This is a genomic window from Chengkuizengella sp. SCS-71B (assembly GCF_040100845.1).
Lineage (GTDB): Bacteria > Bacillota > Bacilli > Paenibacillales > KCTC-33759 > Chengkuizengella.
Genome location: NZ_JAZHSH010000001.1, coordinates 487,638 through 501,200, shown reverse-complemented (window position 1 = coordinate 501,200; position 13,563 = coordinate 487,638). Strand labels below are relative to the sequence as shown.

Sequence of the window (13,563 nt, the reverse complement as noted above, 5' to 3'; positions counted from 1 at the left end):
TGATGCTTAAAAAAACAATCTTTATTCTTTCTATTATCATATTGCTGACAGGCTGCTGGAATTCTGATGAGGTTGATCGCATGTTATATGCTCATGCATTAGGTGTGAATGTAAAAGATGGCCTATTTGAAATTCATGTACAATTTGTTATTTTCGGAGGTCGAGGCGGACAAGGACAGGAAGCTGGAGGGGGATCGCTTGTACCTACTGTTAAAAAAGGCATTGGAAAAACAATTGAAGAAGCATTATTTGATTTGTATAAAACCGTGCCGGAAAAAGTATTCTGGGGACATTTATCTGCTATTATTTTTACTGAGGATTTATTAAAACAAAAAGGAAAGGTGAACGATGTTATTGAGAAGTTTATCCGCTATCCTAAGACAAGATATACCATATGGATTTATAGTTCCAGTGCAGAATCTTTAGATGAAATTTTAAAAGAAGGTACTTTTAAAGATATGAACTTATCCCCTATTTTTGGAAGATTAGGTGATCCTAAAAACAATTATGAACAAAGCTCTTTGATTAAACCGATCAATTTAATAGAGATGTTGATTGAATTGGATGAACCCAGTTATACTTCTGCTATACCTTACATCCAACTGTTAGGTGATAGTGAAAATAAGCACCTAAGATTTGATAGTGTAAGTGTCCTTTATACACGCAGTGAATTTAAAGGAATATTAAGGGAAGCAGAAATAGATGGATTTCGGTGGCTCCATCCCGATATTATCAATAATAACCTCCTAATTGAAGATCAAAACAAAAAACCTATTGCATCCATTATCATTGATAAATTGAAAGTGGATATTATACCTGAAACAAAAAATGAAAATGTAACATTTCTAATTAAAATAAAAACAAAGGCATATGTAGGTGAATTATTTCAAAATATTAATCAGGAACAACTTACAAAAAAAGCAAAAGAAGAAATAAAAAAGCAAATCTTAACCACATATAAACGGGGATTAGATTTAGATGCAGATGTATATCGTTTAACAGAAACTTTATATCGGAAAGACCTGAAAAAATGGAAGGAAATTACACGAAAAGATAAACTCCCTTTAACTGAATCATCCCTTAAAATCGATATTGATTTATTGATTAAAAGTTCATCTATCTTAGAATTAACACCTTGATTTTTTAAAAAAAGACGTGAAATATAATTGGACTATTTTCAAACAGAATTTTGTCTAATTTTGGTGTTTTTTGAACTTTGTTTGAATTTTTATGCAGTATATATCAATATTGACAATTTATTGTCGATCATTTATACTTTAAAATGAGTATTTTGTTAATATATACCATTTTCAATTATTCCCTTACATATTACTTTTACCACTCCTGAAACCTTTTTCACAATACAAACCGACTTTTTTTGTATTTACATCTCATTTACTAGGATACTTCATCTTAACTAATTAACATGAACCTTATTTAATAATTATTCCACTATATCCTATCAATTGAAAACTCCTAATATTCTGTACTCTACTTTTTATTCTATTATTCAACTAAACTTTAAAACATATAAGATAAATTGTAATATATGCAATCATTTTGTGGGAAAAAGTAATGTGAATTGTTAACGGTAATTTATATGAGAAAGCGAGGTGAAGCGTTTTTACAATACAAATACTCAACTCTATTGAAACTTTAAAGAGGAGAGATTAGTATATGAAAAAAAAATTCCTTGCTATTAGTTTATCACTCTGTTTAGTTCTAGCTATCTTCATACCTCAAGCTAGTGCAAAACCTGATATATTTGAAAAAATTAATAAAAATGAGAAAACTTCCACGCCTGAATTTGTTTCTGGTAAACTAACAGAAAAATCCAATAAAAAACCAAAGGATATTTTGTTCGGATATTTAAATGGAAAAAAAGATGTTTTCAAATTTGCTGAATCCGCTGAAAGTGATTTTGTTGTCATTGATGAGTTTGTCGATGATTTAGGATTTACCCATTTAAGATTAAAGCAAGAATTTAAAGGAACGCCTGTTTACGGAAGAACCTTTACAGCTCATATTGATAATTCCGGCGTACTAACTTCCTTTTCTGGAACTGTTGCTCCTGAATTAGATAAAAAGGTAAAACAGGATAAAAAGGTAAAGAAAAAAGAAGCATTTTCAATTGCTGAAGATGATCTCATTTCCTCCTTCTCTGAAGCACCACAATATGCCATTGACCCAACTACGGAGGAAGTAATATATGTAAAGAATGACAAATCAAACTATGCGTATCACATTAATTTTAAATTTTTCTATCCTGAATTAGGAGATTGGAATTATTTTGTAGATGCTGCCACAGGTGACATTTTAGATAAATTTGATCAATCTTTTAAAGCAGATGAAGTAGGAACAGGTACAGGTGTATTAGGAGATGAAAAAACATTAAATATTGACAGACAAGGAAGTACCTATTACTTACAAGATAATACGAGAGGTAATGGCATTTTCACTTATGATGGGGGAAATGTTCACCAAAACCTTCTCTTTTATCCAATATGGTTGATTCAACTTTATCTACCAGGAACTCTAGTCAGTGATACGGATAATATATTTAATGATGGCTCAGCAGTTGATGCTCATTATTATGCTGGTTTAGTTTATGATTACTTCTTAGAAGAGTTTAATCGTGATAGCTTTGACAATCAGGGCTCTACTATTAAATCTACTGTTCACTTTGGACAAAATTGGGGCAACGCTGGTTGGTTAGGTGAGCCTTTAAATCAAATGATATATGGGGATGGGGATGCAGATACTCTACCTTTCTCTGGTGCATTTGATGTCATTGCACACGAGATCACACATGCAATCACGGATAGAACTGCCGATCTTATTTATCAAGATGAGTCGGGAGCAATAAATGAATCCATGTCCGACATTTTTGGTGCTTTAGCTGAGTTTTGGGCTGACTTAGATCCTGACTGGTTAATGGGTGAAGACGTTACGCTTTCTAGTAATGGTTTAAGATCTATGGCCGATCCAACTTTATTTAATAAACCAGATCACTACGATGATTATTTACATACCACAGCAGATTATGGTGGTGTTCATACCAATAGTAGTATTATCAATAAAGCAGCTTATTTATTAAGTGAAGGTGGTAACCACTCTGGTGTATCTGTAAATGGTATTGGAAAAGACAAAATGGGAGATATCTTCTACAGAACACTAACTCAACACTTAACTGCATCTTCTACTTTTAGTCAGCTTCGTTCTGCAGCAGAACAATCTGCATCTGAATTGTATGGATCGAACAGTTCAGAAGTTACATCTGTACAACAAGCATTTAATGCTGTTGGGATTAACTAATACTCTTCCTTATTGATTAATATAGTAAAAGTATTTTAACTCAACGAGGCTGGGACATAATTTGAAAACTAACTGATTTTTGCATAATACGCATAAATAAAATCGCATGAAATCAAGGATTATTAAATTGATTTCATGCGATTTATTCATTAATTGGGTTTTGTCCCAGCTTCGTTCTAAACTAGTGAACTCGTTTAAGAATGCTTAAACATCGTGAAATCAGATGGAGACTCTACTCTATCTGATTAGGGAGAGACCACCTATTGAGGTGAACCCCGCTAAAAATCATAAGATTAAAATTTTAATATCGTTATATATTATTGACAGTTTAAAGTATTTTATTTATAATTTAGCGTGAGTATCTGATAACTTACGACACGATTCAACAATTATTCCCTTACATATTACTTTTTCTACTTCTGAAAATAATCTCTACATTAAATCTCATCTTTGAATCAAATAATTAGATTGAATTTTAACTACCTAGATTTTATTACTGTTACATTATTCATTCACTCTACTAGAAAAACATTTCAGTATAAACCTAATTTTTTTGTATTCATAGTTTTGAAATTTAATTGTGGAAAGCGCTTTCAGATTTTAGTGATGTGAATTGTTAAACGGTCATTTTCAAAAAAAGCGAGGTGAAATTAGTTTAATATTCAAATACTCAACTCTAGTATTATTTTAAAAAAGAGGAGAGATTAGTATATGAATAAAAAATTACTTGCTGTTTGTTTATCATTAAGTTTAGTTCTAGCTATATTCATACCTCAGGCTAGTGCAAAACCTGATATTTTTGAAAAAATAAACAAAAGTGAGAAATCATCCACTCCTGAATTTGTTTCCGGTAAATTAACAGAAAAATCTAACAAAAAAGCAAAAGATGTTTTGTTTGGATACCTAAATGGAAAAAAAGATGTTTTCAAATTTGCTGAATCTGCTGAGAGTAATTTTATAATCATCGATGAATTTGTTGATGATTTAGGATTTACTCATTTAAGATTAAAGCAGGAATTTAGAGGAACGCCTGTATATGGTAGAACCTTTACAGCTCATATTGATCAATCAGGAGTATTAACAGCATTTTCTGGAACTGTAGCTCCTGATTTAGATAAAAAATTAAAACAGGATAAAAAAGTAAAGAAGAAAGATGCATTCTCAATCGCTGAAGATGATCTTATTTCTTCTTTCTCTGAAACACCATCATATATTATAGATCCAACTACGGAAGAAGTGATCTATGTAAAAGATGATTCATCTCACTATGCATTTCACGTTAATTTTAAATTCCTTTACCCTGAAATAGGAGACTGGAGTTATTTTGTAGATGCTGCAACAGGTGACATCTTAGATAAATTTAATCAATCGTTCAAAATTGATTCTGAAGGAACAGGTACAGGTGTATTAGGAGATGTTAAAACATTAAATACTGATAAGCAAGGAAGTACTTATTACTTGCAAGATAATACGAGAGGCCAGGGCATATTCACTTATGATGGTGAAAATGTAAGTCAGAGAATATTAGATAGACCTCTTCGTCAAATCATGCGTTATCTTCCAGGTACCCTATGGAGTGATAGTGATAACGTATTTAATAGCTCATATGATAGAGCAGCTGTTGATGCTCACTATTATGCTGGTTTAGTTTATGATTACTACCTAGAGAAGTTTAATCGTGATAGCTTCGATAATCAAGGTGCACCAATTAGGTCTACGGTTCATTTTGGACAAGGTTATAACAATGCAGGTTGGTTAGGTGAACCTTTAAATCAAATGATGTATGGGGATGGAGATGGTGTAAATTGGCTTCCATTCTCTGGATCGTATGATGTTATTGCACATGAAATTACACATGCAGTGACAGATAGAACTGCAAACCTTCTTTATCAAAATCAATCAGGCGCAATAAATGAAGCGATGTCGGATATATTCGGTGTATTAGCAGAGAACTGGGCAGGTTTAGGACCTGACTGGTTAATGGGTGAAGACATTTATACACCTAACATTCCAGGTGATGCTTTGAGATCATTAGCAGATCCTACTTTATTTGGTGATCCGGATCATATGAATGACTTTGTACAGCTCCCTAATACTAGAGAAGGTGATTGGGGCGGAGTACACATAAACAGTGGAATTATTAATAAAACCGCTTATTTATTAAGTGAAGGCGGTAACCATGGTGGCGTTTCTGTAAATGGTGTAGGACAAGATAAAATGGGTGACATCTTCTACCGTTCTTTAACGCAACATCTAACTGAGTCTTCTACTTTTAGTCAGCTCCGTTCTGCAGCAGAACAATCAGCAGTTGAATTATTTGGATCAAACAGTTCAGAGGTTACATCCGTACAGCAAGCTTTTGATGCTGTTGGGATTAACTAATAACTTCCTAGATTAATTAACATAGTAAAAGTTTTTTAACCCCAACTCCCTTTATCGATTGATTACATCGATAGGGGGAGTTCATTTTTTGTTTCAAAACTTCAATTCTATTTAAGATTGTCTTATAATAGTTGTTGGTATATCTTTTTTATTTTGTTATAACAAGACACTTTATGAGAATAATAAACGTAGTCCTAAAAATCATTTATGCAATTATTGAGAGGTGTATCTTATCAACAACTTATTAGACTTAGTTTCCAGCATTTCAGAAGAGGATATCCTCTTATTTATTGAAAAATATAGAGCTTTTGGTCCACTTCCAGGAATCCTCCTACCATTATTAGAATCTTTTCTTCCGATACTCCCCATCTTTTTGATTGTCTTAGTAAATGCACAAGTATACGGACTTGGTTTAGGTTTTTTATTTTCATGGCTTGGAATTACGATTGGAAGTTATAGTGTTTTTATGATTAGCAGAACATTAGGCAAAAAATTATCTACATACATAGAACGCAGGTTTTCAAGAAAAAGAAAGTATCAATTTATGAAAAAGTATAGAGGGAACATCAAAAAATCGAAACGATTTTTTCATTGGATAGAAAAAAAAGGATTTACTGTTATTTTCATTTTGGCGTGTTTGCCCTTTGCACCCACATTTATAGTAAATGTTGTATCTGGATTATCTAGAGTGTCAAAACGCACTTTTTTTATTGCCACACTTTTAGGAAAAGCCTTTATGAGTTTTCTTATCTCATTAGTTGGGTATGATCTATTCTCTATAGTACATAACCCATGGAAAATCATATTTACTGTGGGGATCTTTTTCCTTGTTTGGCTCGGTGGAAAAAGATTAGAGATGAGATATGTATAGAACTTAACCACAATACATCTTATCGCATTCCCTGGATTAGATCGCAATGCATTATATCATCTGGTTTGGAAATTAGGGGAAAATTAACGATTACTTCCTTATATTTAGCTACGTAGTTAAATACGTATTTAACTACGTAATGAAAATAGAGGGAAATTATGGTCTTAAATCGTTATTTTTGACTGAATAATGAAGATAGCGGGAATAAATGGTCTTATTCCATTGGTTTTTAGCCCAAAATGATTAAATATAGATGAAATGAGTGAATTAAGACCAAAAATTCCCGCTATTTATTAAAGTAATGCTCTTTTTCTTTAAATAAAGGTACAAATTCCCGCTATTTCTAAGTTAAGACATCATATTTAAAAGTACAGCTATGGAAAATCAGAAAGTAACTCCATATTATACTACCTAACTGACAGTGCCCACCTAGATAGGGTGGATCTCTATATTATAAATTTCAGCATAATTAGTCCGTTACAGTACCTTTGGTGGATCTTTATATTATAAATTTCAGCATAATTAGTCCGTTACAGCACCTTTGGTGGATATCTATATTATAAATTCAGCATAAATAGTCCATTACAGCACCTTTGGTGGATATCTATATTATAAATTCAGCATAATTAGTCGTTACAGCACCTTTGGTGGATCTCTATATTATAAATTTCAGCATAATTAGTCCGTTACAGTACCTTTGGTGGATCTCTATATTATAATTTCAGCATAATTAGTCCGTTACAGCACCTTTGGTGGATCACTATATTATAATTTCAGCATAATTAGTCCGTTACAGCACCTTTAGAAGCAGAAGATACTAATCTTGCGTATTTATTCAATACTCCTCTGGAATATCTTAAAGGACGTTCTTTCCATTGTTGTTTACGTTCTTCCATTTCTTCTTCAGAAACATCCATTTTAATTTCCTGAGTTTCACTATCTATGGTAATCATGTCACCCTCTTCAAGAAGTCCAATCGGTCCTCCAACTTGCGCTTCTGGTGCAACATGTCCTACGACAAATCCGTGAGTTCCTCCAGAAAATCTGCCATCTGTCATTAATGCAACATCTCCACCTAAACCTTTTCCTATAACGATGGCAGTGACAGATAACATTTCTGGCATTCCTGGTCCACCTTTCGGCCCAGTATATCGAATGACAATAACGTCGCCTTTATTAATTTTATCTGCTAGCAATGCTTCAGTAGCCGCTTCCTCAGAATCAAATACTCTAGCAGGTCCAGTAATTTTTTTCATTTTTACACCTGACATTTTAGCTACAGCACCTTCAGGTGCTAAGTTTCCTCTTAATACAACTAGAGGCCCTTGAGGTTTCAAAGGATTGTTGAATGGACGGATCACATCTTGTCCTTCTTTTAACCCTGGAAGTTCTGCTAAGTTTTCAGCAAGTGTTTTACCAGTAACAGTAATACAATCTCCGTGAAGCAGACCTTCTTCAAGGAGCAATTTCATCACAGCAGGGACACCACCAACATCAGATAAATCCTGCATCACATAACGTCCACTTGGTTTTAAATCTGCTAAATGTGGTACACGTTCACGAATACGTTCAAAATCCTCAAGTTGAAGATCAACATCCACCGCATGAGCAATCGCAAGTAAATGCAAGAAAGCATTTGTTGATCCACCCAGTGCCATCACGACCGTAATTGCATTTTCAAACGCCTTTTTAGTCATAATATCTTTTGGATAAATTTCTTTTCTTAATAAATCTACAACAGCCTGTCCAGCTCTATTACAATCATCTTCCTTTAAATCGGCAATCGCTGGATTAGAAGAACTGCTTGGAAGACTCATCCCCATTGCCTCGATAGCGGATGCCATCGTGTTCGCAGTATACATCCCGCCACATGAACCTTGACCTGGACATGCGTGACATTCGATGTCTTTTAACCCTTGTGCATCGATATCGCCTTTATTATACTGGCCGACTGCTTCAAAAGCAGAAACGATGTCTAAATCCTTTCCTTCCCATTTACCAGGCTGGATCGTCCCTCCATATACAAAAACCGCTGGCAAGTTCATCCGACCAATCGCAATCATACATCCGGGCATGTTTTTATCACAACCACCAATAGCAACTACACCATCTAATCGTTCCGCACCCATTACTGTTTCTATTGAATCGGCAATAACTTCACGACTTGGTAAAGAGTAAAACATTCCCTCATGTCCCATTGCAATGCCATCTGATACTGTAATTGTATTAAATATCAATGGAGCCCCTCCACCTTGAGACACTCCTTTTTTAGCTTGAATGGCAAGCTTATCAATGTGCATATTACAAGGAGTAACTTCACTCCAAGTACTCGCTACCCCTACCATCGGTTTTTTAAAGTCTTCATCTGTAAAACCTACTGCTCTTAACATCGCACGATTCGGTGCTTTATTGGCACCTTCACTGATCACTTTACTGCGTATTCTTAAATCTTTTTCATTCCCTGCCATTTGTAATATTTCCTTTCTGTTTTATTTATACCCCTAATCGTAATCTACACCAAAAGCTTTAGTCAAGTAAAACATTCTTAGATTTAGTTCGTATATCCCGTCCGCTTCTAACATATATTTAACTTACGACAATATTTTACACTTAAGAGGGGTTCCCATGAAAAAAAACAAGTTTACTTTTATGTTTATCCCAAATGCACAACAATCCATACGAAGGATTCGATTTCCACCTTATTTACTAACAGTAATACCTCTAACTATCGCTATTATCATTCTCATCATTATCGTTTGGCAGTACAGCATTCATTTTAAATCTTTCACTGAAATCAATGAGCTATCAGAGCAAATTGAAACAAACAATAACTCGTATCAAAATACGCTTCTAGAAAAAAACCTGACCATAGAGCATTTGCAAGACGACATATTAGAACTTACATCTGAAGTAGATGATATTAAACTACAAATTGATGAGTTGAAAAAATTAGAACAAGACCTATTAAACTTAACTGAAGATGTTTCATATTCAATAAAAGATCTATCAGATGACGCTGAGATTGGACAGCTATCTATAGGTGTTGGAGGACAAGAACTTCCTGTTACTGAGTATTTGGAAAACTTAATTAATAAATCTGATGAATATGTAAATGGTCTAAAAAAGGAAGTAAGTATTTTATCTAGTAACCTTGAAGAAATCAAAAAAAAGATGCAAGAAAAGGTTGATTTATTGAAGGTAACACCCTCCATATGGCCAACGAAATCAAGAAGAATTTCTTCTTGGTATGGAATTCGTAAGGACCCCTATACAAATGTAAATAGTCTTCATACTGGAATAGATATAGACGGAAATTTTTATGATCCAATTTATGCAACAGCAGATGGAACAGTTGAGGAAACAGGGTTTGATTATCAATTAGGCAAATATATTTTAATTAACCATACAAATGAGGTTAAAACGTTATACATGCATTTGTCAAAGATTTTGGTGAAAGAAGGCGTTTCCGTAACAAAGGGTGGAAAAATAGGCTTAATGGGATCATCTGGACGAAGTACAGGCTCACATTTACATTATGAAGTCCTATTGCGAGGATATCCTACTAATCCTTATCCCTATTTAATAGGCGAAAGATAAAATTAAAGGAGATAAGTGAAATGTTTAAAAAATCAGAAGCAAATCCCAATTCAATTGATACTGTAATTGGAAAAGAAACAACATTTGAAGGAGAATTAAAAACAAAAGCCAGCTTACGAATTGACGGTCAAGTTTCTGGAGACATCCAATGCACTGGAGATCTAACCATCGGAGCAGATGCCATCATACAATCGAATATTAAAGCCAAAAATGTCATCAATTCTGGTATTATACGGGGGACAATTAACACAAGTGGATTATTAACCATCTCTAGTACAGGTAAATTATTTGGAGACATTACCGTAGGTTCATTCAAGGTTGAAGAAGGTGGGATATTCTCTGGCGAGAGCAAAATGGAAGATCAGAAAAACGTAACTGTCATTCCTACTGATATTAATTCTGAAAATAATTCTGAAAAGCAATCAGAAGTAAAAACGATTATGCACAAAATTAAACAAGAAAAAGCAAAAAAGCAAGCTGTAAAAAGTGAACAGGTTTATCAGATTGATAGATAATTTAACAGTGCGAATAACTCAACCATGATTTAAAGTTATTCGCACATGTTTTTCATTCTATAACATGGTGTCCACTCACTGCCTATATCCAGTGTTTCATCCACACATCACAATGTATGTCAAAAGACAATTGATGGTGATGATTATTTTTAGGAGCATCACCTCTCACCTCTCCCCCTCCTGCACAACTCTTACATTTCAAATTTTATAAAAGATTTGAACAAAAACTCCTATCGGAGTCTCTCGAGGAGGTAGCTGTAATACTTCTTTAGAGATAGTTTTTGTTGAAACTTAGAATTTGAAATTTTATAAAATTCCTAAGTTATAAAATAAACTGCTATTAAAGTGCCTCAAAAATAGACTGATATCCAAGCACAAGAGCACAGCAGTGCATACAATATCAAGAAATATCCTATTCAAAGGTTGTTAAATTACTTTTATACAGGTTGTGTATAGAAAGGAGGAAAAATATCATGAGAGAGATATATCCTATAAATGAGTCAACTTGCACTCCTTGTGTAGGTCAGCATGTGTGTGCAGTATTACATGATGGCACTACGGTACATGGTTATCTTCAAGATGTTTCTGGAGGATGTTTACATTTTGATTCTGGTTATGGAGGACCCTCTAACATCTCGACTACAAGCTCTAAAAAGGCAAAAGCTCAGCTTAAAGATGCGGGAGAAAAAGCATCGATCTCCTTCTTTCCATTTTTAGGTGCCCGGTTTGCTCTAGGTTTTGCAGCTATCTCTGCATTATTCTTAATCCCATTTGCATTCGCAGCATTTTTCTTTATTTAAAGTTTGGCTTTCTAAAGGACATCTCCACAAGGTGTCCTTTTTTTGTAAGCTCCCTTTAAGTGGATCCTAAAGAAACTCGTTAAATCAGCAAGCTTCTAGGCTAAAAGGCCACAGTGAACTAAGCAAAGCTTAAACATCGAAAAATCAGATGGAGACTCTAACTCCACCTGATTAGCGAGAAACAACCTACACAACATATTTTTTACTATCAATGATTCTAGCTGCTATTTGACGTTTGATTGGAAGTAAGTTTCTGAGATTAAACCGAATTATTTTTTTCAAAATAGCCAGAGTCATTTTTCGTTCATCTCCATCTAACATCATGACAAATGCTTCCTTCGCCATACTCTCTACCTTTGCGAAACTTTCCTGAGTTAATGCTACTGTAATATTCCACTTTTGTTTAGCTCTTACAATACCTTCATTGTCAATTGCTTTTTTCGTCCTTATAATAACCGATTCCATCGCATAAATTTGAATCGCTAGATTTGCAATGATTTCTAAAATCTCTTGTTGTTCCTCCAACTCTTGTTTGTATTGTTTAAATGTAGTCCCCAACACCATCAAAAAGATTTTCTTAGCGGAGCTTAACATTGCTTTTTCCTGTATTAGTGGCACTCCCTCATCCCATTTAGAAGGAATATAGGTAACAAGCTCCTTTTCTAATTTTTCTGCCGCTTCCATAAGTGGAAGCTCACCTTTCATGGCCCTTCGCAACAACTGGTTTGGAATCAATAGGCGATTAATTTCGTTTGTGCCTTCAAAAATGCGATTAATTCTAGAATCTCGATAAATCCGTTCAATTTTATATTCTTGTATAAATCCGTAACCCCCATGAATTTGTAAACTTTCATCAGCAACAAAATCCAAACACTCTGTTGCAAACACTTTATTCATTGAACATTCTATCGCATACTCAGCAATGCCTTCTATCACCTGTCTTTCATGATCCTCCGTATTTAAATCTATTGCTTTTCTCGTTGCATCCATTAATCCACCTGTTCGAAATACCATGCTCTCAGCCGCATAAGTATAAATCGTCATGTCTGCAATTTTTTTCTGAATTAAGGGGAATTCAGTAATTGTTTTGTTAAACTGTTTTCGCTGACAGCCATATTGTACTGCAAGCTCAATGGCCCATTTACTTGAACCAACACAACCTGCTGCCAGTGAATAACGCCCTAGATTTAAGATGTTAAATGCAATCACATGACCTTTTCCTACCTCACCTAATACATTTTCAATAGGAACGTAAACATCTTCCAATATAAGCTGCCGAGTGGAAGAACCTTTGATTCCCATTTTTTTCTCCTCTGCACCTGTGGAAACACCTTTAAACTTTTTTTCTACAATAAATGTGGTAAAACTTTCACCATCCACTTTCGCGTATACGATGAATACATCTGCAAAAGCAGCATTCGTAATAAATTGTTTCGTACCATTTAAAATGTAGTGTGAAGCATCCTCACTTAACACAGCTGTAGTTTTTGCATTCAACGCATCTGAGCCGGAAGAAGGTTCAGTTAAACAATAAGCAAAAATTTGATCCCCACTCACTGACGGAGGTAAATATTTTTGCTTTTGATCTTTTGTTCCAAACAGAACGATGGGTAAAGTTCCAATCCCAATGTGAGCTGCAATGGTTAGTGAATAAGAACTGCTTCGAACCATTTTTTCAGAAATTAAAGTGGAACTAATTCGATCTAAACTAGTCCCACCATACTCTACAGGGACTGAAGCCCCTAACAGCCCTAATTCTCCAGCTTTTTTAACCAGCCTTACTAACAAAGTGAAGTCTTGCGTTTCCAAAACATCGTCAAAAGGATCGATTTCTTGATCAATAAAGCTTTCAGATAAGTTTGCAATCATAAGATGTTCTTCAGTACAATCCTCTGGTGTAAAAACTGCGGAAGCATCCACCTCACTTAATAAAAAGTTGCCACCTTTCACGAGGTTATTGGCTTTCATAGTCATCCATTGCCGTTGTCAAAACCCTAAGCCAAATATTAAATGGAAAGTTACTGTTTCCACATCAATTAAAGATTGACATTTCAAAGAATGAAGTTCGGATGTCATTTTTCAT

General features: G+C 34.3%; 9 protein-coding genes. 7 read left to right on the top strand and 2 right to left on the bottom strand.

What is annotated here, in order from left to right; translation table 11 throughout:
• The first annotated feature begins 2 nt into the window (after positions 1-2).
• The 4 genes from VQL36_RS02350 (at position 3) to VQL36_RS02335 (ending at position 6,568) form a co-directional block, all read left to right on the top strand.
• Positions 3-1,139, top strand: coding sequence for a Ger(x)C family spore germination protein (locus VQL36_RS02350; protein ID WP_349247772.1), 1,137 nt, complete (start codon positions 3-5; stop codon positions 1,137-1,139).
• A 538-nt stretch (positions 1,140-1,677) separates the two neighbouring features.
• Complete coding sequence (locus VQL36_RS02345; RefSeq protein ID WP_349247771.1) at positions 1,678-3,315, top strand: M4 family metallopeptidase; 1,638 nt, start codon at positions 1,678-1,680, stop codon at positions 3,313-3,315.
• Between the two features lie 711 nt (positions 3,316-4,026).
• Positions 4,027-5,697, top strand: a complete 1,671-nt coding sequence (locus tag VQL36_RS02340; protein ID WP_349247770.1) for a M4 family metallopeptidase — start codon at positions 4,027-4,029, stop codon at positions 5,695-5,697.
• Between the two features lie 223 nt (positions 5,698-5,920).
• Positions 5,921-6,568 carry a TVP38/TMEM64 family protein gene (locus VQL36_RS02335; RefSeq protein WP_349247769.1) on the top strand — a complete coding sequence of 216 codons (648 nt, stop codon included), beginning with the start codon at positions 5,921-5,923 and terminating at the stop codon, positions 6,566-6,568.
• Between the two features lie 782 nt (positions 6,569-7,350).
• On the opposite strand, the gene ilvD is transcribed toward VQL36_RS02335, so the two are convergent.
• The gene (gene ilvD, locus VQL36_RS02330; protein ID WP_349247768.1) at positions 7,351-9,036 is read right to left on the bottom strand and encodes a dihydroxy-acid dehydratase; all 1,686 of its coding nucleotides are present in this window, start codon (positions 9,034-9,036) and stop codon (positions 7,351-7,353) included.
• 157 nt (positions 9,037-9,193) lie between these two features.
• On the opposite strand from ilvD, the gene VQL36_RS02325 reads away from it, so the two are divergent.
• The 3 genes from VQL36_RS02325 (at position 9,194) to VQL36_RS02315 (ending at position 11,480) form a co-directional block, all read left to right on the top strand.
• Positions 9,194-10,165: a peptidoglycan DD-metalloendopeptidase family protein gene (locus tag VQL36_RS02325; RefSeq protein WP_349247767.1), complete on the top strand. Its 972-nt coding sequence runs from the start codon at positions 9,194-9,196 to the stop codon at positions 10,163-10,165.
• A gap of 20 nt (positions 10,166-10,185) precedes the next feature.
• Positions 10,186-10,680 carry a polymer-forming cytoskeletal protein gene (locus VQL36_RS02320; RefSeq protein ID WP_349247766.1) on the top strand — a complete coding sequence of 165 codons (495 nt, stop codon included), beginning with the start codon at positions 10,186-10,188 and terminating at the stop codon, positions 10,678-10,680.
• A 473-nt stretch (positions 10,681-11,153) separates the two neighbouring features.
• Positions 11,154-11,480, top strand: a complete 327-nt coding sequence (locus VQL36_RS02315) for a hypothetical protein (RefSeq protein WP_349247765.1) — start codon at positions 11,154-11,156, stop codon at positions 11,478-11,480.
• A 186-nt stretch (positions 11,481-11,666) separates the two neighbouring features.
• On the opposite strand, the gene VQL36_RS02310 is transcribed toward VQL36_RS02315, so the two are convergent.
• Positions 11,667-13,454 carry an acyl-CoA dehydrogenase family protein gene (locus VQL36_RS02310; protein ID WP_349247764.1) on the bottom strand — a complete coding sequence of 596 codons (1,788 nt, stop codon included), beginning with the start codon at positions 13,452-13,454 and terminating at the stop codon, positions 11,667-11,669.
• Positions 13,455-13,563 lie beyond the last annotated feature (109 nt).